Source organism: Rhizobium sp. BT03 (genome assembly GCF_030053155.1).
Classification (GTDB): Bacteria; Pseudomonadota; Alphaproteobacteria; order Rhizobiales; family Rhizobiaceae; genus Rhizobium.
In genome coordinates this window covers 3,429,325-3,454,815 of the sequence record NZ_CP125640.1, presented here as the reverse complement: position 1 = coordinate 3,454,815, position 25,491 = coordinate 3,429,325, and the positions used below count along the sequence as shown (strand labels likewise).

Here is a 25,491-nt window from a genome sequence, read left to right as displayed (position 1 = left end):
CTTACTTGCCCTCGCTCTTTTCTGCGTGGCTGGCGCGGTCGCGCACGCGCTCGCTCCGCTCGCCCGTGCGCTCCTGCATGCCGATGCGTTCGGCCAGCCGGTCTAGCGTGCGGCGCACCGCCTTGGCCTCGTCCTGCTGCGCCTCGATCCAGTCGCGCAGCATCTGCTGCTCGTTGCGCATGTTCTTGACCAGGCCCTGAATGCCTTCGGCAAGGCTCGCCATGGCGGCGACGGAGCGCTGGCTGCCGGCGCCTCCTTCCTCGGAGACCTTGCGCAGATAATCGGAGAGCGCGCGCATATCGTCGGAGGAAGCGCCGGAAACAGCGTCGAGGGCCGGCGCCAGGTCGGAACCGACATCGGTGACCGAGGACAGCCAGTTTTCCAGCTCCATGTAAAAACGGTTCTGCGCGCGGCCGGCCTGAAGATCGAGGAAGCCGAGAATGAGCGAACCGGAAAGGCCGAGCAGCGAGGATGAGAAGGCCTGGCCCATGCCCGAAAGCGGCGTGGAAAGCCCTTCCTTCAGCGCCGAGAGCACGTCCCCCGTGCCGTTCGAGCCGGCATCGAGCGACTGGATGACCATGCTGATCGAACCGATCGTGCCGATCAGGCCCCAGAAGGTGCCGAGCAGGCCGAGGAAAACCAGGAGGCCGATCAGGTAGCGCGAGACATCCCGCGATTCGTCGAGGCGGGTGGCGATCGAATCGAGAATCGAGCGCAACGCCGTCGTCGACAGCGCCACCGAGGACTTGCGGCTGCCGATCAGAGCCCGCATCGGTGCGAGCAGCCGCGGATTGCGGTTGACCTTGTCGGCGCTGCCGGCGGCGCGGAACGAGTTGAACCAGCGCACTTCGGGGCGAAGCGCCAGCACATGGTTGAAAACAAGAATGATTCCGACTGCGAGAACGCCGACGATCAGACCGTTGAGGCCCGGATTGTGCATGAAGGCGGTCTGCGTCTGCCGGAAGAGGATGGCGGCGATAAAGCCGACGATGACGAGGAAAAGCAGCATCGTCCAGAGGAAGGGCATGGGGCTCGAAAGCCTGTAGGCATAACCGCCGGCCGTCTTTTCGGTGGAGCCGATCTCCGCCACATTCACATTTTCCATAGGGTCCGCTGCCTCCGGAGTCATTGCTGGCGGAGACTAGAGCAACATTGTGCCGAATTGAAGTATGCCGAGGCGAAAACCGTGACTTTACAACAGCCGGATTTTCCTTCGCTTACTTGGCGGGGATCGGCCGCTTGACGACTTCGATCAGCGCCTTGTGGATGGCTTCGTTGCCTGCGACGATCGCGCCGCTTTCCAGAATCGCCGTCCCACCATCCCAATCGGTGGCGAACCCGCCGGCTTCGCGGATGAGCAGAATGCCGGCTGCCATGTCCCACGGCGCAAGCTCGGCTTCCCAGAAACCATCGAAACGCCCGGCGGCGACATAGGCGAGATCGAGCGTCGGCGATCCCAAGCGGCGAATACCCGCGACTTCGCCCATCACGTGGCGAAGCTCGACCAGAAACTTGCCATGATTGCGCTTGCCGAGCGCCGGTACACCGCAGCCGATGACACAATCCGAGAGTACGCGGCGCGCGGCGACGCGCAGGCGCCGGTCGTTGAGGAAGGCGCCGCCGCCGCGCTCGGCGGTATAGAGTTCGTCGGTCGCCGGATTGAAGATGACTGCGGCGACGATCTCGCCGTTACGCTCGAGCGCGATCGAGACGGCGAAGGCCGGGATGCCATGCAGGAAGTTCGTCGTGCCGTCGAGCGGGTCGACGATCCAGCGATGCGCGCCGTCCGTGCCCTTGATCTCTTCGCTTTCCTCGCCGAGGAAGCCATAGGTGGGGCGCGCCTTGAGCAGCTCTTCCCGGACGATCTTTTCAGCCTTTCGGTCGGCCGTGGAAACGAAATCGCCCGGTCCCTTGACGGAAACCTGCAGATTCTGCACTTCGCCGAAATCACGTCCCAGCGATTTTCCTGCCTTGAGGGCAGCCTGAACCATGACATTGAGAAGAGCTGAACGGGCCATCGGCGCATTTCCTTGGGACTGATACGGGACGCGCGCTGCCAGGGGCGGGAAATGTCCCTGAACATGCATGACAGGCAGCGCTGCAAAGATTGGCGGCCTCAAGACCACAAAATCAGGGAAATTTCAAGGGCCGCCGCGCATGGCTGCCATCCTCTGCCGGAAACCGGGATCGATACCGGACTATCGGGCAAACAGTCTCAGAACTTCTGCTGCGTCATCATCACTTCGCGGGCGATCTGATCGAGCGGCAGGATACGGTCGACGCCGCCCTTGGCGATCGCCTCCTTCGGCATGCCGAAAACAACCGAACTCGCCTCGTCCTGCGCCACCGTATAGGCGCCGGCCTGATGCATTTCCAGCATGCCGCGCGCACCATCGTCACCCATGCCGGTCATGATGATGCCCATGGCGTTCGAGCCGGCCGAGCGCGCCGCCGAACGAAAGAGCACGTCGACGGAAGGCCGGTGCCGCGACACCAGCGGCCCGGTTTTCACGCTCACATAATAGCGCGCACCCTGGCGTTCGAGCAGCATGTGCTTGTCGCCTGGCGCGATCAGCACATGGCCGCGCAGCACGGGATCGCCGTCGACGGCCTCCTTGACCTCGACCTCGCAGAGCCCGTTCAGCCGCTTGGCAAAGGCGTCGGTGAATCTCTCCGGCATATGCTGGACGATCACCATGCCGGGCGCATTGGCCGGCAATTCCTCCAGAAATTCACGCAGCGCCTCCGTGCCGCCGGTGGAGGCGCCGACGCAAACGACCATCTCGGTGGTCTTCGCCATTGCCTGCCCGGTCGGCGGCGGCAGCATCGCATCCGCCGTCAGCTTCTTGGCCGGCCCGTCGGCCGAAGCCGAGCGAATGGTGCCGGCGGCGCGCCGCACGGTGGTAAGCCGTGCATGCGAGGCGCTCTTGACGATTTCGCGGATACGCATGGCATCTTCGGCGAGGCCGTCGGCGGCCCCGATCTTCGATTTCAGAATGACGTCGACGGCGCCGGCCTCCAGCGCCTGGATCAGCGTTTGCGAACCCGCTTCCGTCAGCGACGAGCACATCACGACGGGGATGGGCCGTTGCGCCATCAGCTTGCGCAGGAAGGTGATGCCGTCCATGCGCGGCATCTCGACGTCGAGCGTGATGACGTCGGGGGTTTCCTCCAGCAGCTTGCGCGCCGCCACGAAGGGGTCGGACGCCACCGCCATGATCTCGATATCGGGATCCTGCTCCAGCACATGCGTCAGTGTCTGACGGATGCTGGCGGAATCGTCGATGATGAGAACGCGGATTTTCTTAGCCATGAAGCCTCTAAATGCGCTGAAACACCGTATTCGAGACCTGCTTCAAAGGCAGGTCGAAGCCGGTGATCGATTCGGAATGGCCGATGAACATGTAGCCGCCCTTCGACAGGCAATCGCAAAGGCGGTTGAGCACGCCGGCCTGGGTCGGCTTGTCGAAGTAGATCAGCACATTGCGGCAGAAGATGACATGCATCGGCTCGCCGATCGGATATTTCTCGTCCATCAGGTTCATGCGGGCAAAGCCGATCCTGCTGCGCAGCTTCGGCGTAATGCGCACCTCCCGCCGGTCCGGCTGCTTGGCCGTCAGCACATATTTGCGCTGCAGATCGCGCGGCACCGGCGCGATGAGATCTTCCGGATAGATGCCCCGGCGCGCGGTCTGCAGCACGTCGGTGGAAAGATCGGTTGCCAGCACGCTGTAGGACACGTCGTTGCGGCCTTCGGTGAATTCCGCCAGCACCATCGCCATCGTATAGGGTTCGGCTCCCGTCGAGCAGGCCGAACTCCAGGTGCGAATGGTGCGAACGCCGCCGTCGGCGATCGCCGGCAATGCCACGCTCTGCATATAGTCGAAATGCTTGGCTTCGCGGAAGAAGTCGGTCTTGTTGGTTGTCACCACGTCGATCAGGTAGACGGTTTCCCGGGCAAGACCGTCTTGATTGAACAGGAAGTCGCAATAATCGTCGAAGGTCGCATGGTTGGTTGCCCGAAGACGGCGCCTCAGCCGCCCCTCGAGCATCGTCAGCTTGGTCGGCGGCATCTTGATGCCGCTATAGTCGTAGATGAACCGGGCAAGCCGCTCGAAATTGCGCTTGCTGATCCGGTCGCCCTGCAATTGGGTTTCCGCTGCTGCCATACTCATAAAACGCAGTACTCCGAATGACGCGGCGGTCAGGCCGCCGATTGCAGTGCAGAGGCGTCCTCGCGCGACAAGAGCCGCGCGAGATCGATGATGACGACAAAACCGTTTTCACGGCGAACGACGCCGGCAATATAGTCCGAGCGCCAGCGCACGCCGATATCGGGCGCCGCCTCGATCTGGTCACGCCGAAACGGCGTGACCTCGAAGACGCGGTCGGCGACGAGACCAAGGGTCAGGAGCCGGCTTTCCATCGGCACGTCGAGGACGAGCACCCGCGTATGCGGCGTCGGCTCGGTCTTCGTCATGCCGAGCTTCAATCGAAGATCGATCGTCGGCACGCCCTGCCCGCGCACATCGCGCAGGCCGAGCAGATAGTCGGGACCGTTCGGAATCTTGAAAGCTTCCGCATAGTCGAGGATTTCCCGGACGACCTCGACCGGCACGGCGAAAATCTCCTCGCCGAGGCTGAAGGTCACGAATTGCGCTTCCAGAGATGTTGGAGCCATGATCAGGCGCTTTCCTTGAATTCGGCGTCCCCATCATCGGGACCGCCCATGGAGAGATCGAGAGCGAAGCCCTTTGCCCGAGCCTGTTGGCCGGCGACGCTGTTGGCGGCGAGCTTCCTGCCGCCGAGGCTGCGGCCGGCGACCGGCGCCGCGCTGCGGACCGTTACCCTGGCGGCTGGCATGCGGAATTGGCGATCGCCTGCCGTATCGACCTTGAAGAAGGCGATCGACGTCTGCAGCTCTTCCGCCTGGCTCGCGAGCTCTTCCGAGGTCGCAGACATCTGCTCGGAGGCGCCGGCATTCTGCTGCGTCACCCGATCGAGCTGCTGGATCGCTTCGTTGATCTGGCCGGCACCGATATCCTGTTCGCGGCAGGCCGCACTGATTTCCGAAACCAGCTCGGCCGTCTTGCGGATATCGGGCACCAGCCGGCCGAGCATGTCGCCGGCGTCCTGAGCGGCCTTGACCGTATCGCTCGACATCGAGCCGATTTCGGCGGCCGCTGACTGGCTGCGTTCGGCAAGCTTGCGCACTTCCGAGGCGACGACCGCAAAGCCCTTGCCGTGTTCACCGGCACGTGCGGCTTCGACGGCGGCGTTGAGCGCCAAGAGGTCGGTCTGGCGGGCGATCTCCTGGACGATGCTGATCTTCTCGGCGATGGTCCGCATCGCCTGCACGGCGCGCGACACCGCTTCGCCGCTCATCTCGGCATCCTTGGCCGACTGGCGGGCGATCTTTTCCGTCTGGGCGGCATTGTCGGCATTCTGCTTGATGTTGGCAGCCATCTCCTCCATCGAGGCGGAAGCCTCTTCGGCCGAAGCCGCCTGTTCGCTGGCGCCCTGCGATACCTGCTCGGAGCTTGCCGAAAGTTCCTGGCTGCCGGCGGAGACGTTCTCAGCGGCAGAGATCGCATCGGCGACGACGCCACGCAGACGCTCGACCATCTGCTCGAGCGCAATGCCGAGCGTGTCCTTGGCTGAAAGCGGTTTCGGGGAGACCGTCAGGTCGCCGTCGGCAATCTGCCTGGCAATACCGGCGGTGACGCGAAGGTTATCCGTCATGACATTGATCGTGTTGACCAGGTCCTTGATCTCGTCGTTGGTCCTGATTTCGACCTTCTGGTTCAGGTCGCCGATCGCGACAGCGCTGGCAACGTTCATGATCTTGCGTAGGCCGCTGTTGACGCCGAGGGCGATCCAGAGCGCGGCGGCGAACGCAACGAGGGAAGCCCCGATCGCGATGCCCACCAGCATGTTCCTCGTCGAACTATAAAGAGCGTCGGTGTCCCCATCGGCTTTCGACATGGCCTTCTGCTGAAGCGTGACGAGCGTCTCGAAAACCTCTTCTATTTCCGCAACCAGCGCGACAACCTCTCTCAACGAAAATGAGGTGGCGCCTGCCCTGTCGCCGCTCTCCTGCATGGAGGCGACTTTGGCGGACTCTTCACCGAAACGTTTGCCCAGTTCAATCAGCCGGTCCCAGGTGGGTTTTGCCTCGGCGGTGGCGAGCTGTTGGCCGTTTGTCGCGAGGGCGAGCATCTCATCCACGCTTCTCGCCGAATTCAGATAGTACTTCTTGACCGCTTCGGGATCCATTTCCAGAAGCGCATTCTTCTGCCAGCGAACGGCATCGAGCTCGGCAGTTTTCGCTTCCAGAGCCAGTTCCAGCCTTTTTGCAGGACCGGAAATAAGTTCGCTGACGGCATCGTTCAGCGAGCTGAGGCTGAAGATCCCATACATCGCGCTGCCCACCAGCAATAATATGACAAAGCCGAATGCAGCCGCGAGTTTGAGTTTGATCGTAATACGCATCTCAATATTCCTCTCCGAGATCGAAGCAATAAATATGGTCCAAGTGGCGCGGCATCATGCAGCAAAGAAATTCCATCCGGCGAAACCGACGGAAGGCACGAATAAACTTCCGTGTCGCTTCCCCAAGCGCCGAAAGCCTGCGTCATGGGCCATACTGGCTGGCCCACGACCGTTGCGAAGAGGGATAGCGCTCCTGCGCTTTCCCCGAGAGCGCCTACGCGCTCTCCCTAAATTCGTCATCGGCCATGTCCGGACCGCCCATCGACATGTCGAGGGCAAAGCCCTTCAGGCGGGCCTGCTGACCGGCGATCGTATTGATCAGTGCCTTGCCGGCCGGTTTGCGCGGTGCTGCCTGTGCCCGGCCGCGGGCGGTGACCTTTGCAGCCGGCGCACGCTCGCGGCCTGCCCCTGCCCTATCGACCTTGAAGAAGGCGATCGACGTCTGCAGTTCCTCAGCCTGCGAGGCAAGTTCCTCGGAGGTTGCCGACATCTGCTCGGAAGCGCCGGCATTCTGCTGCGTCACCTTGTCGAGCTGCTGGATCGCTTCGTTGATCTGCGAGGCGCCGATATCCTGCTCGCGGCAGGCGGCGCTGATCTCGGCAATGAGTTCCGACGTCTTGCGGATATCGGGCACCAGCCGGCCGAGCATGTCGCCGGCGTCCTGGGCGACCGTTACCGTATCGCTCGACATGGCGCTGATTTCGGCCGCGGCCGACTGGCTGCGTTCTGCAAGCTTGCGCACCTCCGAGGCGACGACTGCAAAGCCCTTGCCGTGTTCACCGGCACGTGCGGCTTCGACGGCGGCGTTGAGCGCCAAGAGGTCGGTCTGGCGGGCGATCTCCTGGACGATGCCGATCTTCTGGGCAATGGTGCGCATGGCGTCGACAGCCCGGGCAACCGCGCTCCCGCTCGCCTCGGCATCCTTGGCCGACTGGCGGGCGATCTTTTCCGTCTGGGCGGCATTGTCGGCATTCTGCTTGATGTTGGCAGCCATCTCCTCCATCGAGGCGGAAGCCTCTTCGGCCGAAGCCGCCTGTTCGCTGGCGCCCTGCGATACCTGCTCGGAGCTTGCCGAAAGTTCCTGGCTGCCGGCGGAGACGTTCTCAGCGGCAGAGATCGCATCGGCGACGACGCCACGCAGACGCTCGACCATCTGCTCGAGCGCAATGCCGAGCGTGTCCTTGGCTGAAAGCGGCTTCGGAGACACCATCAGGTCGCCATTTGCGATCTGCGTTGCGATGTCGGCGGTGATGCGAAGATTGGCAACCATGCTCTGCATCGCGATGCCGAGCGTGTCGCTGGCCGAAAGCGGCTTGATATCGATGGAAAGGTCACCTTCAGCGATCTGGTTGGCGACATTGGCAGTGGCCCGCAGGTTGTTGACCATGCCGAGCATGGCCATGCCGAGCGTATCCTTGTCGGAAAGCGGCTTCGGCGTGACGCTGAGATCACCGTTCGAAATCTCGTTTGCGATCTCCGCGGTATTGCGGAGATTGTTCGTCATGACATTGATCGTATCGACCAGGTCCTTGATCTCGTCGTTGCTCCTGATCTCGACCTTCTGGTTCAGGTCGCCGACCGCGACGGCGCTGGCAACGTTCATGATCTTGCGCAGGCCGCCGTTGACGCCGAGCGCGATCCACAGTGCTGCGCCGAAAGCGATAAGGGATGCGCCGATAGCAATGGCGATCAGCATGTTCCTCGTCGAACTATAAAGAACGTCTGTGTCGCCGTCGGCTTGCGCCATCGCCTTCTGCTGAAGCGTGACCAGCGTTTCGAAGACATCTTCCAGTTCCATGACGAGGGCGCGAACCTCTCCCGCCGAAAGCGCGGCAGCACCTGCCCGGTCGCCGCCTTCCTGAATGGAAGCGACTTTGTTGGAATCGTTGGTAAAGCGTTTGGCGAGCTCCACCAGCCTGTCCCAGGTGGGCTTGCCCTCAGGAGTGGCGAGTTGCTGGCCGCCGGCCGCGAAGGCGAGCATTTCTTCCATGCTCTTCGCCGCGTTCTGATAATCCTTCCTGGCCACTTCAGGATCCATTTCCAGAAGCGCGTTCTTCTGCCAGCGAACGGCATTGAGCTCAGCAGTCTTCGCTTCCAGAGCCAGTTCCAGCCTTTTTGCAGGCCCCGCGACGAGATTGCCGACAGCATCGTTCAGCGAGCCGAGGCTGAGGATTCCATAAACCGCGCTGCCCACCAGCAACAGTATGACGAAGCCGAATGCGGCTGCGAGTTTGAGTTTGATCGTAATACGCATCTCAATATTCCTCTCTGAGAGCGAAGCAATAAATATGGTCTGGGGGGCGCAGCATCATGCAGCGAAGAAATTCCGTCGGGCGAAACATGCCGCGGATAAATCAGGGCTCCCGTACCGGCATTCGCCGGCGCCGAAAGTATATTCCGCGGGCCGTATTGGCCGGCCCGCGACGGCTATGACCGGGGAGGGCTACGCACTCCCCCAAGGGGAAGCTAGGCGCTTTCCCTAAATTCGTCATCGGCCGTATCAGGCCCACCCATCGACATATCGAGGGCAAATCCCTTCGCGCGAGCCTGCTGACCGGCAACCGTATTGATCGGCGCCCTGCCGGCCGGCTTGCGCGGTGCAGCCTGTCCCCGGCTGCGGGCGGCGAGTTTTGCAGCCGGCGCAAGCTCACGCCGCGCCCCTGCCGTATCGACCTTGAAGAAGGCGATCGAGGCCTGCAGTTCTTCGGCCTGGCTCGCGAGTTCTTCCGAAGTCGCCGACATCTGCTCGGAGGCGCCGGCATTTTGCTGCGTCACCTTGTCGAGCTGCTGGATCGCCTCATTGATCTGCGAAGCGCCAATATCCTGTTCTCGGCAGGCCGCACTGATTTCCGAAACCAGTTCGGCCGTCTTGCGGATATCGGGCACCAGCCGGCCGAGCATGTCGCCCGCATCGGCTGCAGCCTTGACCGTATCACTCGACATCGAGCTGATTTCGGCGGCGGCCGACTGGCTGCGTTCGGCAAGCTTGCGCACTTCCGAGGCGACGACCGCAAATCCCTTGCCGTGCTCGCCGGCGCGCGCAGCTTCGACGGCGGCGTTGAGCGCCAGGAGGTCGGTCTGGCGGGCGATTTCCTGGACGATGCTGATCTTCTGGGCGATCGTGCGCATGGCGTCGACGGCGCGCGTCACCGCTTCACCGCTCATCTCCGCGTCTTTGGCCGACTGGCGGGCGATCTTTTCCGTCTGCGCGGCATTGTCGGCATTCTGCTTGATGTTGGCGGCCATTTGCTCCATCGAGGCGGAAGCCTCTTCGGCCGAAGCGGCCTGTTCTGTGGCGCCCTGCGACACCTGCTCCGAACTTGCCGAAAGCTGCTGGCTGCCGGAAGAGACGTTGTCGGCGGCCGATAGGGCGTCGGCGACGACACCGCGCAGGCGTTCGATCATCGTGTTGACGTTGCCCAGAAGCTCGCCGATTTCATCATGGCTGGTGATATCGGCCATCTTCGTCAGATCGCCTTCCGACACTTCGCGCACCACATTGTTGGCGCGGTTGAGGCCCTTGCTGATCGAGCTGGCGATCCAGAAGGCGGTGACGGCGGCAATCAGCAGGGCTGCGGCGGCGACCGCAACCATCGTCGTGCGTGTCGTCATATACTGCGCTTCGGCGCCGTCGTCGGCAGCCTTCATGCGCTGCTTTTCGAGGGTCAGGATTTCGCTGAGCGTTGCGTCGATGTCGTTGGCAGCGGCCCGCGCCGTGGTGACGGAGACGGTATTCGCGCCTTCGGCATTGCCGGCCTTCACATAGTCGCGGATCTGATCGTCGGCGGCATTGAAGGTCTTGGAAAGCTCGGCGATGCGCGCCCAGCGTGCCTTGCCCTCTTCCGTTGCCAGCGCCAGCACCTGGCCGAAGGCATCGGCGAAGTCCTTGCGGGCCTGATTGCCCTTTGCGATCGAACTGGCCGTCTCATCCGCGGTCCGGGCGGTGAGCAGGTTCTTCTGCTGGCGGATGGCCTCGAGCTGGGCAATGTTGATCTGCTGCGCGAGATCGAGGCGGGCTGCCGGGCCGGAGAGAAGCTTATCGATCGTGTCGTTCAGCGATCCAAGGCTGAGGACACCGTAGGCGGCGGTGCCCACCAGCATCAGAATGATGAAGGTGAACGCCGTTACCAGTTTCGTCTTGATTGTCAGTCGCATCGTCAAACCCCCATTTTGAATTCGTCCAGCGTCAGGTGACGGCTCCCGCCGCCTTGTGCCTGGATGAAAAAATTGCCTGTAGATTGGGGAGAATGATGAACTCTCCGCCCCTCTTCACCAGGCAGTTGATGTAGTCGGCGCGCCAGCGCATGCCGACGCTCGGCGGCGCCTCGCTCGCGGATTTTGCAAGCGTCGTCACCTCGTTCACCTTGTCGGTTCTGAGGCCAACGAGCGTCCGCTCGCCCTGTAGATCGATCTCGATGACGATGAAGCGGCTGTCGATCGTCGCCTCCGCCGCCTCCATCCCGAAGGCAAGACGCAGGTCGGCCAGCGGAATGACCTTGCCGCGGAAGTTGATGACGCTGGCGACGAAAGGCTGGCTTCCCGGCACCGCGGTCTCCGGAAGCAGGTCCAGGATTTCCTGGACGATGACCGCTTCCAGGGCGAAAGTCTCGCCGTTGAGATCGAAGGTCAGCACCTCGACTTCCTCGGCATGGCTCCAATGGTTGTCGAATCGTTCGACTGTTGCTGCTTTTGTACTCATCCTGCTACCCGCAATTGCGCCTCCTGCTGCTGACCCGCGGCAACCAGGTGCCCGACGTCGAGAATGAGGGCGACGCTACCGTCGCCGAGAATGGTGGCGCCCGAAAAGGTCGCGACGTCGTTGTGCAGTTTCGACATCGACTTGATGACCGTCTGGTGGTCGCCGATGATCTGGTCGACGACGAGGCCGACACGCTCCGTGCCTGTGGAGATGACGACGACCTTCTGATGCACGTCGGGCTTGGTGCCGGTGCGGAAGAGGTCGCGAAGGCGCAGGAACGGCACCAGGCTGTCACGCAGCGAGATGAAGCTGCGGCCGCGCGAGCGGAGATCCTCCTCGAGCGACAGTTCGAGGCATTCCTCGACCGCCGAAAGCGGGATGACGTAGCGGCCGGAACCGACACGCACCAAGAGCCCGTCGATGATGGCAAGCGTCAGCGGGATGCGCAGCGAAACTTCCGAACCCTGTCCCGGCACGCTGACGATGTCGATCGCGCCGCGCAGCGCTTCGACCGTCTTCTTGACCACGTCCATGCCGACGCCGCGGCCGGAGAGATTGGTGATCGCCGCGGCCGTGGAGAAGCCGGGCGCGAAGATCAGCTGCAGCAGCTCGGAGTCGGAAAGCGGTTGGCCGGGGTGGATAAGCCCGGAGGATTCCGCCTTGGCGCGAACCCGTTCGCGGTTGATGCCGCGGCCGTCGTCCTTGATAGAAATAATCACCTCGCCGCCGGCCTGGCGAGCCGAAAGGACCACCGTGCCGGCTTCGGTCTTGCCGGCGGCAAGTCGGTCGGCCGGCATCTCGAGGCCATGATCGATAGAATTGCGCACCAGATGCACCAGCGGATCGGCCAGCCGCTCAATGACTGTTTTATCGACTTCAGTGCTCTCGCCCTCCATCACCAGTTCGATCACCTTGCCGGTCTCGCGGGCGAGATCGTGGACAAGGCGGCGAAAACGGGAGAACAGGGTGGTGACCGGCACCATGCGCAGCACCATCATCGTATCGCGCAATTCACCGGAGAGGCGTTCGATTTCTTCCGACACCGAGCGCAGTCCGATATCGGCGCTGGCGCTGGCCAGCTGGCTAAGTCGCGATTGCGCGATGACGAGCTCGCCGACGCGGTCCATCAGCTCGTCGAGACGCTCGGCCGGAACGCGGACATTCTCGGCCGTCTTCGCCTGGCTGGCGGCGGCGGGCGGCTCGCGCCTGACCGGCACCGCCTCGACCGGACGAAACTCAGGAACGGCCGCCGCTACCGCAGCGACCGGTGCCGCTGCGGCCTTTTCCTCGATCGGAGCTACGGTCGTCGCAGCAGTGTCGATTTCCTCGACGCTAAGCTCCATATCGTCGAGCACGAAGATGAAGACGTCGTCGATCGCCGAGCGGTCCTGCTCGCTGGTCAGCATCACGTCCCAGGAAATGTGGAGTTCCGTCGGCGTGAGTTCACCGAGCGGCGGAATGGCCGAGGTGTTGGCGCGCACAGTGCATTCACCGAGATCGCGCAACTCGTCCAGCAGGCCGAGCGGGTTGGTGCCGTTGGCCATCGAATTGGCCGGTAGGCTGAAGCCGATACACCAGCTGTTTTTCTTCTTCGCCGATACCTCCCGCACGACCGCAGGTGCAGCGAGAGCGGCCGGTGCGACAGCAGGCGCCGCCTGCTTGCCGCCGACGGCCGCCTGCAGCTGTGCCAGAAGCTTGCGGCCGGTATCGCCGTGATCGGCGTCCGGCTGGTCGACGAGAGCACGCATATGGTCCTGGGCGGCAAGAACGGCGGCGACGAGTTCGCTGGTCACCGCGACCTCGCCCTTGCGGACGCGGTCGAAAGCGGTTTCACAATGATGGGTGAAGGCGGCGAGCGCCTCGAAACCGAACATCGCGCCGGAGCCCTTGAGCGTATGGAGCCCGCGGAACACGGCATCGACGAGATCCTTGTTGTCGAGCTGGTGGGTCAGGTCGAGAAGACCGGCCTCGATCGCTTCAAGGCATTCGGCAGCCTCCATGCGGAACACGGCAACGGGATCGAGCGTACTCATCGTCCGAGAACCTTCTTCACGATCTTCACGAGATTTTCCGGATCGAACGGCTTGGTCAGCCAACCCGTCGCACCCGCGGCCTTGGCGCGCGCCTTGAGATCGGCGTCCGACTCCGTCGTCAGGAAGATGATCGGAACGCCGGCCTGCCCAGGCAGCTTCCGCAGTTCCTCGATCATCGTCAGCCCGTCCATGACAGGCATGTTGAGATCGGTCACGATCAGATCGAAGCGGCTGCCCTTGGCCGTCGCCAGGCCCTCGGCCCCGTCGGCAGCCTCGGTGACGCTGTACCCGGCATTGGTGAGTGTGACCTTGGTGGTCAGGCGGATGCTGGCGGAATCGTCAACAGTCAGGATGTTTGCACTCATAACTTTATACCTCTTTATGCAACCAAAACTTGGAATCTTCTTGATCGAAGGATTCGATGAAACCTGCGCGCTCAAGTACCTTCAGGACCGAACCGCTTGCAGGCCTAGAAAGTTTGAATGTCTTCCCCTCAGCTTTTGCTTGGCGGCGCGAGGACTCGATGAGCTGAACGAAACTCAGATCCGCTTCCGCACTTTCGGGAATGCTAATTGTGATTGTATCGTGGACGCGAAATGCATCAGTAAACTTTGAATATAGTTCGGATACCGAGCGAATACTGAGCGATTCAGGCAAATTTATAGATTCGCAATATTGGTTAGGAGTATCCAATGCAGCCCCCTCGGCCGGAGAAATACTTGACGACCTTTAAAGGACTCTCACGGCAGCGTTAATGCAGGGTAAACAGCGGTTGTATGAAACTGTCGTATAACGAGTCCTCGGACTCCCAATTTCTCATCCGGAAAAAGTTGTATTTTCTTCTCAAAATTTAGAAACAAATAAAATAAAAGCAACAGGTTAAGCAATATTAACCATCGATGAGATCCGGGCCGGCACCCATCCACATCTTTCGTTAATCACAACGCTGACGAGTCTGGCGCGTTTACCGGACGTTTCCATCCTGCCCGTAGAAATAGAGTCAAATAAGCCTGTGTTTTAAGAAAAGGTATAAATGTTGGCACACGCTCTGGTATCGCCGATCGCTGCAGCCCACACATCCGGCCGGGACATCGGCCGCACCCTGGAATCGGCTCGCAGCCGGGTCGAGGAACGTTTTCTGGAAGGCGGCACCGTGCTGCTCTCGGTGATGGATGTTCTCAACCGCCTGTTGAATTCTCTCGAGAGTGTCACCGCGGCGCTCGACAATGGCGAGTCGAGCGATACCGGCGCCGATCTCCGAGCCACGGTTCAGAGCCTGACGGCGCTGCCGGTCACCGAAGAAAACCGTCAGCAGGCACTCCTCTCGCTGGCGCAGACCGGCAGGGAACTACGCAAGCACGTCTCCGACATGCAGGAGACAATGCGTTATCTCAGAACTTTCGCCGTGACCGTGAAGATCACCGGCGCCGGCATTGCCGAATTCGCCGGCTTCGCACAGGAGATCCTGGAACGAATCTATTCCGGCACCGATGAGGTCAACCGTTTCGCCACCCATCTCGACAGTCTCGACAAGGAGGTCAAACTCGCGGCCTCCTTCGGTGCCAGTGTCTCCAAGGGTTACGCCGATACCGTTCCGGCCGTCGCCGCCGCCCTGCGCGACGATGCCGCCAAGATCGCAGAACACCGCAAGCATCTCGGCGTCATCGCCCGCGAGGTCGGCGCAATCGCACGCGGCGTCCAGAGCAAGGTCGCCTCGACGCTGTCTGCCCTGCAGATCGGCGATATCACCCGTCAGCGCATCGAGCATGTGCAGGCCACCCTTTCGCTGCTTGAGGAATTCTTTGCAGGCGAGGAGGGCGCGAAGCTCGATGCCGGCGCGCGCAAGCGTCTGCAGAATGTCGTTCACCACCTGACCGCGGCGCAGATGAGCGACATGTGCGCCAATTTCCAGCGGGAATCGGAAAACGTCGTCACCACGATCGCCAGTTTCGATCACGACATGCGGGAGATCCTCAAGCTGCGCGACCAGATGAGCGGCGCAAGCGGCGAATCCGGCGGCAATTTCATGCGCGCGCTGGAATCCAGCGTTTCGGCCGCCCACGAAATCGTCCAGCAGGTCGACACGGCAAGCCGGCAGGCCGACCAGGTGAGCCAGTCAACGATCGGCACGGCCGCCAAGCTCTCCGAAGCGATCGCCAATATCCGCGCCGTTAAGACCGACATCCATTATATGGCTTTGAACACCAACCTGCGCTGCAGCCGTCTCGGCGAGGAAGGCAGGTCGATCAACGTCGTCACGGCCGAGCTGCGCATTTTCGCCGGCAAGCTCGACGAATCCGCCGATGCCATCGTCACCGGCCTGCCGGTGCTCGAAGCCGCTGCCGGACGCATCGCCCCCGCCATTGATGCCGGGGCCGGCGGCCTGGGAGAGAGCCTGACGTCAGCCGTCGGCAACATCCACTCCGCCGCCGACGTCATGGAAAACGAGCTGAAGGTGCTTGCCGAGAACGGCCGCGAGGTCGCCGCCAAGATCGGCCTGCTGATCGGCAAGCTCGATTTCCAGCGCGATCTCGGCGAAGTCTTTGCCCGCTGCGCCCAGGTGCTTGATGAGGCGGCCGGCACCGAGGTCGCCGATATCTCCGATCTCACCGAGGTGATAGCGCCGCTCGACCGCAAGATCTTCAAGCACTATACGATGGTTCAGGAGCGCAGCATTCATCGCGACATCATCCCGGCAAGCGAGGACAGCGCTCCTGCCCCTGCTCCCGCCGAACCTGCCAAAGTCGAAAGCGACGAGGATCTTTTCGCCGACGCGCTGTTTTAAAGCCGCCCCCGGTCGGGACGTGCAGCGCCGTAATTTATCGCCGCCGGAATTTGTTGGCGGCGTCGATCGCCGCTTTCTGCTGATCGTCCTCGATGCCGAGATAGAAATCCTCGAGCGACGGATCGGCGAGGCCTGCCCGGCGCGACAGGACGTACCATTTCGCCGCCTCGATTGGATCGGGCGCCGTGCCGATGGCGTTGATATAAAGATGGGCGAGCTTGTTCTGTGCCGCGACGTTGCCGCCATTGGCGGCAAGTTTCAGCCATTCGAAGCCCTTGACGTAATCCTTCGGCCCGCCGACGCCGTTGACGAGCCAGATGCCGAGATCGAGCTGAGCTGTGTCGAAACCGGCGCGCGCCGCACGTACCATCCATTCACGGGCAAGCTGCTTCTTTTCCTCAGGCAGGTCCTTCAGCGTCGCATAGATCTGCGCCACGGCATATTGTGAATCGGCAATGCCCTGCTCGGCCGATTTCTCGTAGAACGGCAGCGCGAGCTTCAGCCCCTTCTCGCCGGGATTGTCGGCGATGAGAAGCTGCGCCCAGTTGAATTCCGCCGAAGGATTGCCGGCCTCGGCCGCCTTGCGCATGTAGTCGTCGGCCTTGACCTTGTCACGCGGTACGCCCTCGCCTTCCATCAGGATCAGCGCATATTTGAACATTGCCGCCGCATCGCCGCCTTCGGCCGCCTTGCCGTACCAGAAGGCGGCATTCTTCGCGTCCTTCTTGACACCGAGCCCCTGCGAGAGGATTTCGCCAATCAGCGTCTGCGCCGCGGCATCGCCGAGCTGGGCGCGCGGCAGCGCCTTGTCCATTGCCGTCAGGTAATAACCGCGCTGGAAGGCGCCGTAAGCCTCGTCGATGGGTCCCTTGTAATCCTTCTCCGGCGGCAGGTCCGGCAGTTTAGCACCCATGCGGTCGAACACGCCGACACCATCGGAGGGCCGCACATCGGGGCCGGAGGGCCGGCCGGTGCGGAAGGTCGAAGCCGGCGCTGAGCCCGGCTGACTGATGACGCTGTCGCTAGCTTGCGCCGAGACGACAGCCGGCCCGGCCGCAACGAGGGCGGCCATGCTGGCAAGGATAAATTTCAACAGGCGGGCGGTCGGGATCGGCATGAGCGCGATTTCAATCCTCAAACCGTGGCGCTTTTTCGTCAAGAAGCGCGTTGACTTCAGCGACGATAGACGGCGCCCGGCTGGGCTCGCCGAAGACCGCCAGCCGCAGCGCCACGAATTCCGCTCCGGTCTCGGCGACGGCGAGCGCCGAGGCCGGATCGGTGCCGCCCATGACGATGCAGGGAATCTCGATCATCGAGGCCCACCATTCGCCGAGCGCAAGGTTCTTCGGATGCGCCTCCGGCTTGATATCGCCGTCGAGCTTGCCGAAGAAGATATAGTCGGGCCTGGCTTCGCCGATCTCGAGCGCATTGTGCCGATCGGCTGCGTTGCCGCCGCCGACGATCAGCTTCGGCGCATGTTTTTCGATCGCTTCCGAAAGTGCCTCGGCATTGCCGGAAAGGTGCAGGCCATCGGCCTTTGACCGCCCCGCCACGCGGCTGTCGCCGGCAATCAACGCGGCCGCCCCGGCATCCTGGATCAACGGCACCAGCCTCTCGGCATGTTTCTGGAAGGTGCCGTCGTCGAGCCCGTATTGCGGCACGATCACCGAGGCGACATCGCCGCTCTTCAGCGCATCGGCGACGATCCTCGCCTGTTCATCGGCATCGGCAATATCGGGTGCGATGAGCACAAGGCGGCAGCGGTTTTCCGGTTCGGTCATGAGGTCTTTCCGTTTCCTGCGATTTCCCCGTTGAGATGAGGGATCCGCACTCGTTTTGTGTGAGTAGTTCCGTTAGACGAGGCTTGCAAGAGGAGGACGTCGAAAGCATGCCGCAGGATTTGTCATTCTACTATGCCGCCGTGCCCGCCGTTCTGCTGGTGGGCCTCGCGAAGGGCGGTATGGGCGACGCTTTGTCGCTGATCGGCCTGCCCTTCCTCGCCCTCGTCGTCTCACCGGTCGAGGCGGCGGCGATCCTGCTGCCGATCCTGGTCTTCATGGACATGATTTCGCTCGTCATCTGGCGCAGACATGGCGACTGGACGACGCTGAAGATCATGCTGCCGGGCGCAGTCTTCGGCATCGCGCTGGGCTGGGCGACATCGGCGCTCGTGCCGGGCAATATGCTGCGCATCGTCATCGGCGCGGTGACCATCCTCTTCTGCCTGCGCTATTTCTGGAACAATTACGGCCCGGGAGCCGGCAGGATCGTCCCGCCGCGCGGCCAGCGGCCGGTGGCCGCCAGCCTTTGGGGTACATTTTCCGGCTACGGCAGCTTCGTCGCCCATGCCGGCGGTGCACCCTTCCAGATCTACGCCCTGCCGCTCAAGCTGCAGCCGCGCGAATATACCGGCACCAGCGTGCGCTTCTTCGCGATCCTCAACGCCATCAAGCTGATCCCCTATTTCGCACTCGGCCAGCTCGACACCCAGAACCTTGCAACCTCCGCGACGCTCCTGCCCTTTGCCCCGCTCGCCACCCTTGCCGGCGCCTGGTGCGTGCGCCGCATGAAGCCGGCGATCTTCTATCCCTTCATGTATGCGATGGCCTTGATCGCCGCCTTCCTCATCGTGCGAGAGGGTCTTGGCTGGTAGAGCCCGCCCTGCATCAATTCTAGGTGTAGCAGCATCCCTCATCGCGCCTGAAAAGACTCACGGCGCTGCAGTACGCTGCAACGCACAATTTCCTTGCTGGAACGGCCGGTTTGACGTAGCTTTCCCGTCATGTCGAACACGGACCCTTTCTCTGCGATTGCCGATCCGAACCGGCGGTTTCTGCTGGAGGAATTGCGTCGCGCCCCACGGACGGTCAACGAGCTTGCCGAGGGCCTGCCGATCAGCCGGCCGGCCGTGTCGCAGCACCTGAAGGCGCTGCTCGACAGCAACCTCGTCTCGGTGACCTCGGAAGGCACGAAACGCATCTACGCGGTCAACAACCGCGGTTTCGACAAGCTCAATTTATGGCTGGATCAGTTTTGGGCTTGAAACAGGCTCTCATCACCGCGCTACCCATGATGAATGTGATTTGAAGCAGGGCGCTCGCAAAAGCGCCAGCCGCAATGCTGCAGGCATCGGGCTGGCGCAAATCTGGTGTGAAATCACCGGTTCTTGCTGATTTTAGGCGGAATGGATGGATTTACCTTTTCGCAAGATGATCGACCGGCGACCCTTGGGAAGATCAGTGGACGGATGACTTGAGACGCATAATCTCGTCCTTGATGCGCAGCTTGCGGCGCTTGCATTCGGCAATTTCCGTATCGGAGATAGAGGGAGCTGTTCTGAGCGCGTGCAGCTCCTCCTCGAGAGCGACATGCTTTTTCTGGAGTGATTCAAGATGAGCTTGAACTGTCATTTGACCCTTCCTTCCTCTTACCCTCCCCGGCCAACATCGTCGGGGATCAAGGTGTCAACGCGGCGGACTGTGACATATTTTTGAAGGCTTGTCGAAGGCCAAAAGATGAAGACTGGATGGCAATTTCATGATCAAGACTAACTAGCCGTTACCTGTATTTGGTGATAGGAGCTTGCGGAAATCATCGGCAGATCGGACAAGGTCCGAGGACGATAACGGGGAATGCATATGGCCGATCAGGAACAGGCGGAAATCAGGCTCACCGTAGCGCGGCTGCGCCAGGAGCACGAGGATTTCGACGCCGCGATCAACGCCATGATCCAGATCGGATGCGATGCTCTGCGGATCCAGCGCATGAAGAAGAAGAAGCTCGTCATCAAGGACAGGCTTTCGAAGCTGGAAGATCAGATCATCCCTGACATCATCGCCTGAGGGGGATAACAATGACGACAGACAGACCCTCCGTCGCCATCATCATGGGCAGCCAGTCCGACTGGGAGACCATGAAGAACGCCGCCGACACGCTGGAGGCGCTTGAGATCCCTTATGATGCGCGCATCATTTCAGCGCACCGCACGCCCGATCGCATGGCGAATTTCGCCAAGGGCGCGCGCGCCGAGGGCTTCAAGGTCATCATCGCCGGCGCCGGCGGCGCCGCCCATCTGCCGGGTATGACTGCATCGATGACGCCGCTGCCGGTCTTCGGCGTGCCGGTCCAATCGAAAACCATGTCCGGCCAGGACAGTCTTCTGTCGATCGTGCAGATGCCGGCCGGCATTCCTGTCGGAACGCTCGCCATCGGCAAGGCCGGCGCGGTCAACGCCGCCCTGCTCGCCGCCGCCGTGCTTGCCCTTTCCGACGAAGACATCGCCGACCGGCTCGACGAATGGCGCGAACGTCAGAGTGCCGCCATCGCCGAATACCCGATGGACGACCAATGACTGTAGGGACGATAGGTATTATCGGCGGCGGCCAGCTCGGCCGCATGCTGGCCATTGCCGCCGCCAGGCTGAATTTTCGCACGGTCATTCTCGAGCCGCAGGCGGACTGCCCGGCTGCCCAGCTCGCCAACCGGCAGATTGCCGCCGCCTATGACGATCCGGCGGCGCTGGCCGAACTCGCGGATCTCTGCGATGTCGTCACCTACGAATTCGAGAACGTGCCGGTCGCAGCCGCCGAGGCGCTCTCGGCAAGCCTATCCGTCTATCCGCCGCCGAAGGCGCTGGAAGCCGCCCAGGACCGCCTCGTCGAAAAGCGTTTTCTCAATGGCTGCCGCATAACAACCGCCCGCTTCCACGCGGTCGACAGCCAGGCCGATCTCGAAATGGCGCTTGACGATTTCGGCGGCCAGGGCGTGCTGAAGACCCGCCGTCTCGGTTATGACGGCAAGGGCCAGAAGGTTTTCCGCTCCGCGGCCGACAGCGCCGATGGTGCCTATGCCGCGCTCGGGGCCGTGCCGCTGATCCTCGAGAGTTTCGTCGCCTTCGAGCGCGAGGTCTCGATCATCGCCGCCCGCGCCACCGACGGCACGGTCGTCTGCTTCGATCCCGCCGAGAATGTCCATCGCAGCGGCATCCTCCACACCTCGACGGTTCCGGCTGCGATCTCGCCGGCGACGGCGGACGCCGCACGCCGGTCGGCCGAAACGATCCTCGCAGCATTGAATTATGTCGGCGTCATCGGCATCGAATTCTTCGTGCTTGCCGATGGCGGACTGATTGCCAACGAGATGGCGCCGCGCGTCCACAATTCCGGCCACTGGACGGAGGCCGCCTGCGTCGTCAGCCAGTTCGAGCAGCATATCCGCGCCGTTGCCGGTCTGCCTTTGGGAGACGCCGGACGTCATTCCGACTGTGTCATGCAGAACCTGATCGGCGACGATATCCTGGCCGTTCCCGACTGGCTGCAGCGCCCCGATACGCTGGTTCATCTCTACGGCAAGACCGAATGGCGCCCCGGCCGCAAGATGGGCCATGTCACTACCCTGACGCCGAAATCACCGGTTTCGGCCTGAGAAAACACCTTTGCGCCTTGGGAAAAACACCGTCATGCGGTTGACACGGAAAAGGTGACGCGGTATCTGCTCCCCCACCTAAAGAGCGCGCCCGATGGCGCGCTTTTGATTGTTAAAGATACGGGCGAATGTGAATTCCCCCACAGAGATCGCGGATCAGAAAAATGAAGATCAAGAATTCGCTCAAGTCGCTCAAGGCTCGCCACCGTGACAACCGTCTGGTTCGCCGCAAGGGCCGCATCTACATCATCAACAAGCTGAACCCGCGCTACAAGGCTCGTCAGGGCTGATTTCGCGCGTCCGGATCATCTGCCGCGTGAGCTTGCTCCGGCAGATATCCGGTGGGTCACTGCGGTGATCACGTCAAATTTGTTTGATCTTCGGCGTTGGCGGGCTAATATGTCCGCCATGCGCTTTTTTGCTTTGACGTCAGCGGCGCTGCCGCTCGCCCTCATCCTTCTCACGTCCACCTTTCCGGCCACTGCGGCGGAAAAGGACGTTATCGTCGAGCAGGCGGATGTCAATTCTTCCCCGAAACAGCACCTCGACCAGCTCTTCAGTCAGCTGAAACGCGAGCGCGACCCCGACAAAGCCAGCGGTATCGCCAATGAGATCCGCATGGAATGGAACGATTCCGGCAGCGCCACCATCAATCTGCTGATGCAGTGGGCCGACAAGGCGATCGAGGAAAAGCGCAATCCCGCCGCTCTCGATTTCCTTGACGAGGCGATCGCGCTGAAACCCGATTATGCCGAAAGCTGGAATCGCCGCGCGACGCTGAATTTCGTCATGGGCAATTATCGCAAGTCGATGTCCGACATCGAACGTGTGCTCGATCTCGAGCCGCGCCATTTCGGCGCGCTCTCCGGCCTGGCGGCAATCCTCAGCAATTCCGGCAACGACCAGCTGACCTTGAAGGCCTGGGAGCGTTTTCTTGATATCTATCCCGCCGAACGCACCGCGCAGGAACAGGCCAACACGCTTGCGGAAAAACTCGCCGGCAATCGCACGTGATCCTCGGAGCGTGATCTTGATCTCCGGCCAAGCCGCGCAATTTAGAACTGTAGACGGGAAAAGACGCAGCGCGTCCGCTCTCGGCAAAACAGCCGCAACTATCGCCCGTTAAGATCATGCTTGCAGAAGTTTCCGCTCTTCTCGCTCCGCTCGCCGCCGCCATCGGTTACTCCTCCTACAAGGCGCGGCAATTCGAACAGACCTATCCGAACATCGGCGAACTGACGGATGTCGGCGGTTACCGCATGAACGCCGTCCATATCGAGCGTCCCGAAAATGCCGATCTGCCGGCGCTCGTCTTCATTCATGGCGCCAGCGGCAATCTGCTCGACCAGGTCGTCGCCTTCCGCGCCGCACTCGAAGGCCGGGCGGAAATGCTCTTCGTCGATCGTCCCGGTCACGGTTATTCCGAACGCGGCGGTCCCGATAATGCCGTTCCCTCCGGTCAGGCCGATGCGATCGCCAGGCTGATGGAAAAGCGCGGCATCGAAAAGGCGGTTATCGTCGGCCATTCCTTCGGCGGCGCGATCACCGCCGCCTTCGGCCTGCGCCATCCCGATAAGACGTCGGGCCTGCTCTTCCTCGCACCCGCCACCCACCCCTGGCCGGGCGGCATCGACTGGTATTATCACGTGGCGACCGTGCCGGTCCTCGGCTGGCTTTTCAATCACGCGATCGTCGTGCCGCTTGGGCTCAGCCGGCTGGAACGCGGCACGCAGAACGTCTTCCGGCCCAATCCGCGCCCGGCCGACTACATCGAAAAGACCGGTCCGTCGCTGGTGCTGCGACCCAACGCGTTCCACAACAACGCCGCCGATTTCAAGAGACTGCTTGCCTTTGTGAAGGAACAGTCGCCGCTCTATGCGCAGATCACCGCACCGACCGTCATCATAACCGGCGACAGCGACGCGATCGTCTGGGAGCACCTGCATTCGCGCGGCCTGGCCCGCGACATAGCAGGCTCCGAGCTCATCACCGTTCGCGGCGTCGGCCACAAGCCGGATTATCTCGCAACCGATGTCGCCATCGCCGCCATCGAAAAGATCGCCGGCAAGCCGCGCGACCTGCAGGCAATTGCCCGCCGGGCCGAGGAGAGGCTCGCCGCCGCATCCCCTGATCGGACGGTCGCGACGGCGCCGTCGTTGCGACCAGACGCCCTGCACGGCGCATGACCTCGCGAGCTTCGGAACTCGTCACATAAAACCAATCCCTTGCATTGCCTGAGGCTGCCGCAGCCCCATATGTTTCCATCATTGTCCATAGGAGGGGAAATCATGGGCCGTCTGCATCTCGGGACGATCTCCGTCATAGCGGCACTGTCGCTGAGCCTGACGTCGGCCTTCGCCGCCTCGCCCGCCCCTGTCGAGGCAGAGCACGGCATGGTCGTCACCGCCCAGCATCTGGCGACCGATGTCGGCGTCGAAGTGCTGAAGAGCGGCGGCAATGCTGTCGATGCAGCCGTTGCCGTCGGTTATGCGCTGGCGGTCGTCTATCCCTCGGCCGGCAATCTCGGCGGCGGCGGCTTCATGACCATTCGCCTGAAAGACGGCACCAAGACCTTTCTCGATTTCCGCGAACGCGCACCGCTTGCCGCCACGAAAACCATGTATCTCGATGCCAAGGGCGATATCGTGCCGCGCGCCAGCCTGGACGGTTATCTGGCCGTCGGCGTTCCCGGCTCGGTCATGGGCTTCGAAACCGCACGCGAGAAATACGGGACGAAGCCGCGCCAGGATCTGATCGCGCCGGCGATTCGCTTCGCCAGGGAAGGCTACACGCTCGAACAGGGCGATGCCGCAAGCTTCGCCGGCAGCGCCAAGCGCCTTGCCAAAGACGAGGCGGCGGCGAAGATTTTTCTGAAACCCGATGGCAAACCCTATGCATCGGGCGAAAAGCTCCAGCAGCCCGACCTTGCCGCGGTCCTGGCAGCCATATCGGAGAAAGGTCCCGATGCCTTCTACAAGGCTGCACCCGCCGAGGAGATCGTCAAGGCAAGCCAGGCCAAGGGCGGCATTCTCGCCAGGCAAGATTTCGAGCAATATGCCGTGCGCGAGTTGAAGCCGGTCGAGTGCAATTATCGCGGTTACGACATTATCTCCTCGCCGCCGCCCTCCTCCGGCGGCGTCATTATCTGCGAGATCCTCAACGTTCTCGAAGCCTATCCGCTTTCCTACCTGGGTTACGGGTCGGCCGACACCGTGCATGTGATGGTCGAGGCCATGCGCTACGCCTATGTCGACCGCAATACTGCGCTCGGCGATCCCGATTTCGTCGAGAACCCGGTCGCAAAGCTCACCGACAAGGCCTATGCCAAGGAGATCGCCGCCAAGATCGATCCCTACAAGGCCGGCATTTCGGCGAACCTGAAGCCGCTCGGCGGCAAGGAAAGCACCGAGACGACGCATTATTCGATCATCGACGACGAGGGCAATGCCGTCGCCGTCACCTATACGCTGAACGGCTCCTTCGGCGCCGCCGTCGTGGCCCCCGGCACCGGCGTGCTGCTCAACAACGAGATGGACGATTTCACCTCCAAGCCCGGCGTGCCGAACCTTTATGGCCTCGTGCAGGGCGAGGCGAACGCCATCGCACCGAAGAAAACGCCGCTCTCCTCGATGAGCCCGACGATCGTCACCAAGGACGGCAAGCCTTTCATGGTGATCGGCAGCCCCGGCGGCTCGCGCATCATCACCATCACGCTGGAGGCGATCCTCAACGTCGTCGATTTCGGCATGGATATCAGCCAGGCGGTGAACGCGCCGCGGATCCACCATCAATGGCAGCCGGACAAGATCTATCTCGAACCCTATGCAATTTCGCCCGATACGGAAAAGACCCTCGCCGCCATGGGCTACAGCTTCGACGGCGGCAATGACGCGCCGCTCTGGGGCCAGGCCGCCGGCATCCTCGTCGGCGGCAAAAGTCTCGCCGCCATCGAAAAGGGCGGCGGTGCCCGGTACAATGGCGCCATGGACAGCCGCGCGACAGAAGGCTCCGCGAACGGCTACTGACGGTCGGCAGCGGCGGGCGACAAACGCGATGGG

The 25,491-nt window shown here is 62.2% G+C and carries 25 protein-coding genes; 10 read left to right on the top strand and 15 right to left on the bottom strand.

The features are described from left to right. Position 1 precedes the first annotated feature (1 nt). From QMO80_RS16850 to QMO80_RS16795, 12 genes are all read right to left on the bottom strand, one after another. Positions 2 to 1,105 (bottom strand): MotA/TolQ/ExbB proton channel family protein, encoded by a 1,104-nt coding sequence (locus QMO80_RS16850; RefSeq protein WP_283197559.1) that lies wholly within the window; start codon positions 1,103 to 1,105, stop codon positions 2 to 4. Between the two features lie 112 nt (positions 1,106 to 1,217). Then, positions 1,218 to 2,018, bottom strand: coding sequence for an inositol monophosphatase family protein (locus QMO80_RS16845; protein WP_283197558.1), 801 nt, complete (start codon positions 2,016 to 2,018; stop codon positions 1,218 to 1,220). A gap of 197 nt (positions 2,019 to 2,215) precedes the next feature. Next, positions 2,216 to 3,313 carry a chemotaxis response regulator protein-glutamate methylesterase gene (locus QMO80_RS16840; protein WP_283197557.1) on the bottom strand — a complete coding sequence of 366 codons (1,098 nt, stop codon included), beginning with the start codon at positions 3,311 to 3,313 and terminating at the stop codon, positions 2,216 to 2,218. A 7-nt stretch (positions 3,314 to 3,320) separates the two neighbouring features. Next, the gene (locus QMO80_RS16835) at positions 3,321 to 4,175 is read right to left on the bottom strand and encodes a protein-glutamate O-methyltransferase CheR (RefSeq protein ID WP_283197556.1); all 855 of its coding nucleotides are present in this window, start codon (positions 4,173 to 4,175) and stop codon (positions 3,321 to 3,323) included. A 29-nt stretch (positions 4,176 to 4,204) separates the two neighbouring features. After that, entirely contained in the window at positions 4,205 to 4,681 is a 477-nt protein-coding gene (locus QMO80_RS16830; protein ID WP_003590275.1) for a chemotaxis protein CheW, read from the bottom strand. Positions 4,682 to 4,683: 2 nt separating this feature from the next. Further along, positions 4,684 to 6,492, bottom strand: coding sequence for a methyl-accepting chemotaxis protein (locus QMO80_RS16825; protein WP_283197555.1), 1,809 nt, complete (start codon positions 6,490 to 6,492; stop codon positions 4,684 to 4,686). 214 nt (positions 6,493 to 6,706) lie between these two features. After that, positions 6,707 to 8,746 (bottom strand): methyl-accepting chemotaxis protein, encoded by a 2,040-nt coding sequence (locus QMO80_RS16820; protein ID WP_283197554.1) that lies wholly within the window; start codon positions 8,744 to 8,746, stop codon positions 6,707 to 6,709. 212 nt (positions 8,747 to 8,958) lie between these two features. After that, positions 8,959 to 10,647, bottom strand: coding sequence for a methyl-accepting chemotaxis protein (locus QMO80_RS16815; RefSeq protein WP_283197553.1), 1,689 nt, complete (start codon positions 10,645 to 10,647; stop codon positions 8,959 to 8,961). A 31-nt stretch (positions 10,648 to 10,678) separates the two neighbouring features. Beyond that, entirely contained in the window at positions 10,679 to 11,191 is a 513-nt protein-coding gene (locus QMO80_RS16810) for a chemotaxis protein CheW (protein WP_283197552.1), read from the bottom strand. Further along, positions 11,188 to 13,224 carry a chemotaxis protein CheA gene (locus QMO80_RS16805; RefSeq protein ID WP_283197551.1) on the bottom strand — a complete coding sequence of 679 codons (2,037 nt, stop codon included), beginning with the start codon at positions 13,222 to 13,224 and terminating at the stop codon, positions 11,188 to 11,190. Before QMO80_RS16805 ends, QMO80_RS16810 begins: the two co-directional genes overlap by 4 nt. Further along, the gene (locus tag QMO80_RS16800; RefSeq protein WP_038691178.1) at positions 13,221 to 13,589 is read right to left on the bottom strand and encodes a response regulator; all 369 of its coding nucleotides are present in this window, start codon (positions 13,587 to 13,589) and stop codon (positions 13,221 to 13,223) included. The genes QMO80_RS16805 and QMO80_RS16800 overlap by 4 nt, the downstream gene beginning before the upstream one ends. Before the next feature lie 4 nt (positions 13,590 to 13,593). After that, positions 13,594 to 13,917 carry an STAS domain-containing protein gene (locus tag QMO80_RS16795; RefSeq protein ID WP_283197550.1) on the bottom strand — a complete coding sequence of 108 codons (324 nt, stop codon included), beginning with the start codon at positions 13,915 to 13,917 and terminating at the stop codon, positions 13,594 to 13,596. A 343-nt stretch (positions 13,918 to 14,260) separates the two neighbouring features. Between QMO80_RS16795 and QMO80_RS16790 the strand changes: the two genes are divergently transcribed. Further along, complete coding sequence (locus QMO80_RS16790; RefSeq protein ID WP_283200208.1) at positions 14,261 to 16,009, top strand: chemotaxis protein; 1,749 nt, start codon at positions 14,261 to 14,263, stop codon at positions 16,007 to 16,009. A gap of 34 nt (positions 16,010 to 16,043) precedes the next feature. Here the strand turns inward: QMO80_RS16790 and QMO80_RS16785 are convergent, their stop codons facing one another. After that, positions 16,044 to 17,126 carry a tetratricopeptide repeat protein gene (locus QMO80_RS16785; protein ID WP_283197549.1) on the bottom strand — a complete coding sequence of 361 codons (1,083 nt, stop codon included), beginning with the start codon at positions 17,124 to 17,126 and terminating at the stop codon, positions 16,044 to 16,046. 10 nt (positions 17,127 to 17,136) lie between these two features. After that, positions 17,137 to 17,790 carry a thiamine phosphate synthase gene (locus tag QMO80_RS16780; protein ID WP_283197548.1) on the bottom strand — a complete coding sequence of 218 codons (654 nt, stop codon included), beginning with the start codon at positions 17,788 to 17,790 and terminating at the stop codon, positions 17,137 to 17,139. Between the two features lie 107 nt (positions 17,791 to 17,897). On the opposite strand from QMO80_RS16780, the gene QMO80_RS16775 reads away from it, so the two are divergent. Then, positions 17,898 to 18,662 (top strand): sulfite exporter TauE/SafE family protein, encoded by a 765-nt coding sequence (locus tag QMO80_RS16775; protein WP_283197547.1) that lies wholly within the window; start codon positions 17,898 to 17,900, stop codon positions 18,660 to 18,662. Positions 18,663 to 18,791: 129 nt separating this feature from the next. After that, a complete protein-coding gene (locus QMO80_RS16770; RefSeq protein ID WP_003552646.1) occupies positions 18,792 to 19,052 on the top strand; it encodes a helix-turn-helix transcriptional regulator in 261 nt (86 codons plus the stop codon). A gap of 193 nt (positions 19,053 to 19,245) precedes the next feature. Here QMO80_RS16770 and QMO80_RS16765 read toward each other — a convergent pair whose 3' ends face one another. After that, positions 19,246 to 19,419 (bottom strand): YdcH family protein, encoded by a 174-nt coding sequence (locus tag QMO80_RS16765; protein ID WP_003566443.1) that lies wholly within the window; start codon positions 19,417 to 19,419, stop codon positions 19,246 to 19,248. 228 nt (positions 19,420 to 19,647) lie between these two features. Between QMO80_RS16765 and QMO80_RS16760 the strand changes: the two genes are divergently transcribed. The 7 genes from QMO80_RS16760 (at position 19,648) to ggt (ending at position 25,458) form a co-directional block, all read left to right on the top strand. Continuing rightward, positions 19,648 to 19,851 (top strand): YdcH family protein, encoded by a 204-nt coding sequence (locus QMO80_RS16760; protein ID WP_003566445.1) that lies wholly within the window; start codon positions 19,648 to 19,650, stop codon positions 19,849 to 19,851. A gap of 11 nt (positions 19,852 to 19,862) precedes the next feature. Continuing rightward, positions 19,863 to 20,360, top strand: a complete 498-nt coding sequence (purE, locus tag QMO80_RS16755) for a 5-(carboxyamino)imidazole ribonucleotide mutase (RefSeq protein WP_283197546.1) — start codon at positions 19,863 to 19,865, stop codon at positions 20,358 to 20,360. Further along, positions 20,357 to 21,433 (top strand): 5-(carboxyamino)imidazole ribonucleotide synthase, encoded by a 1,077-nt coding sequence (locus QMO80_RS16750; RefSeq protein ID WP_283197545.1) that lies wholly within the window; start codon positions 20,357 to 20,359, stop codon positions 21,431 to 21,433. The genes purE and QMO80_RS16750 overlap by 4 nt, the downstream gene beginning before the upstream one ends. Positions 21,434 to 21,597: 164 nt before the next feature. After that, on the top strand, positions 21,598 to 21,723 hold the full coding sequence (gene ykgO / locus QMO80_RS16745; protein ID WP_003582204.1) for a type B 50S ribosomal protein L36: 126 nt from the start codon (positions 21,598 to 21,600) through the stop codon (positions 21,721 to 21,723). Positions 21,724 to 21,832: 109 nt separating this feature from the next. Next, positions 21,833 to 22,447: a hypothetical protein gene (locus QMO80_RS16740; RefSeq protein WP_283197544.1), complete on the top strand. Its 615-nt coding sequence runs from the start codon at positions 21,833 to 21,835 to the stop codon at positions 22,445 to 22,447. Between the two features lie 116 nt (positions 22,448 to 22,563). Then, positions 22,564 to 23,619 carry an alpha/beta fold hydrolase gene (locus tag QMO80_RS16735; protein WP_283197543.1) on the top strand — a complete coding sequence of 352 codons (1,056 nt, stop codon included), beginning with the start codon at positions 22,564 to 22,566 and terminating at the stop codon, positions 23,617 to 23,619. Positions 23,620 to 23,721: 102 nt separating this feature from the next. After that, positions 23,722 to 25,458: a gamma-glutamyltransferase gene (gene ggt / locus QMO80_RS16730; RefSeq protein ID WP_283197542.1), complete on the top strand. Its 1,737-nt coding sequence runs from the start codon at positions 23,722 to 23,724 to the stop codon at positions 25,456 to 25,458. Positions 25,459 to 25,491: the final 33 nt, after the last annotated feature.

Excerpts from the sequence above, each read along its gene's own strand:
- QMO80_RS16850 (WP_283197559.1), bottom strand. The coding sequence starts at position 1,105 with ATGGAAAATGTGAATGTGGCGGAGATCGGCTCCACCGAAAAGACGGCC.
- QMO80_RS16845 (WP_283197558.1), bottom strand. The coding sequence starts at position 2,018 with ATGGCCCGTTCAGCTCTTCTCAATGTCATGGTTCAGGCTGCCCTCAAG.
- QMO80_RS16840 (WP_283197557.1), bottom strand. The coding sequence starts at position 3,313 with ATGGCTAAGAAAATCCGCGTTCTCATCATCGACGATTCCGCCAGCATC.
- QMO80_RS16835 (WP_283197556.1), bottom strand. The coding sequence starts at position 4,175 with ATGAGTATGGCAGCAGCGGAAACCCAATTGCAGGGCGACCGGATCAGC.
- QMO80_RS16830 (WP_003590275.1), bottom strand. The coding sequence starts at position 4,681 with ATGGCTCCAACATCTCTGGAAGCGCAATTCGTGACCTTCAGCCTCGGC.
- QMO80_RS16825 (WP_283197555.1), bottom strand. The coding sequence starts at position 6,492 with ATGCGTATTACGATCAAACTCAAACTCGCGGCTGCATTCGGCTTTGTC.
- QMO80_RS16820 (WP_283197554.1), bottom strand. The coding sequence starts at position 8,746 with ATGCGTATTACGATCAAACTCAAACTCGCAGCCGCATTCGGCTTCGTC.
- QMO80_RS16815 (WP_283197553.1), bottom strand. The coding sequence starts at position 10,647 with ATGCGACTGACAATCAAGACGAAACTGGTAACGGCGTTCACCTTCATC.
- QMO80_RS16810 (WP_283197552.1), bottom strand. The coding sequence starts at position 11,191 with ATGAGTACAAAAGCAGCAACAGTCGAACGATTCGACAACCATTGGAGC.
- QMO80_RS16805 (WP_283197551.1), bottom strand. The coding sequence starts at position 13,224 with ATGAGTACGCTCGATCCCGTTGCCGTGTTCCGCATGGAGGCTGCCGAA.
- QMO80_RS16800 (WP_038691178.1), bottom strand. The coding sequence starts at position 13,589 with ATGAGTGCAAACATCCTGACTGTTGACGATTCCGCCAGCATCCGCCTG.
- QMO80_RS16785 (WP_283197549.1), bottom strand. The coding sequence starts at position 17,126 with ATGCCGATCCCGACCGCCCGCCTGTTGAAATTTATCCTTGCCAGCATG.
- QMO80_RS16780 (WP_283197548.1), bottom strand. The coding sequence starts at position 17,790 with ATGACCGAACCGGAAAACCGCTGCCGCCTTGTGCTCATCGCACCCGAT.
- QMO80_RS16775 (WP_283197547.1), top strand. The coding sequence starts at position 17,898 with ATGCCGCAGGATTTGTCATTCTACTATGCCGCCGTGCCCGCCGTTCTG.
- QMO80_RS16770 (WP_003552646.1), top strand. The coding sequence starts at position 18,792 with ATGTCGAACACGGACCCTTTCTCTGCGATTGCCGATCCGAACCGGCGG.
- QMO80_RS16765 (WP_003566443.1), bottom strand. The coding sequence starts at position 19,419 with ATGACAGTTCAAGCTCATCTTGAATCACTCCAGAAAAAGCATGTCGCT.
- QMO80_RS16760 (WP_003566445.1), top strand. The coding sequence starts at position 19,648 with ATGGCCGATCAGGAACAGGCGGAAATCAGGCTCACCGTAGCGCGGCTG.
- purE (WP_283197546.1), top strand. The coding sequence starts at position 19,863 with ATGACGACAGACAGACCCTCCGTCGCCATCATCATGGGCAGCCAGTCC.
- QMO80_RS16750 (WP_283197545.1), top strand. The coding sequence starts at position 20,357 with ATGACTGTAGGGACGATAGGTATTATCGGCGGCGGCCAGCTCGGCCGC.
- ykgO (WP_003582204.1), top strand. The coding sequence starts at position 21,598 with ATGAAGATCAAGAATTCGCTCAAGTCGCTCAAGGCTCGCCACCGTGAC.
- QMO80_RS16740 (WP_283197544.1), top strand. The coding sequence starts at position 21,833 with ATGTCCGCCATGCGCTTTTTTGCTTTGACGTCAGCGGCGCTGCCGCTC.
- QMO80_RS16735 (WP_283197543.1), top strand. The coding sequence starts at position 22,564 with ATGCTTGCAGAAGTTTCCGCTCTTCTCGCTCCGCTCGCCGCCGCCATC.
- ggt (WP_283197542.1), top strand. The coding sequence starts at position 23,722 with ATGGGCCGTCTGCATCTCGGGACGATCTCCGTCATAGCGGCACTGTCG.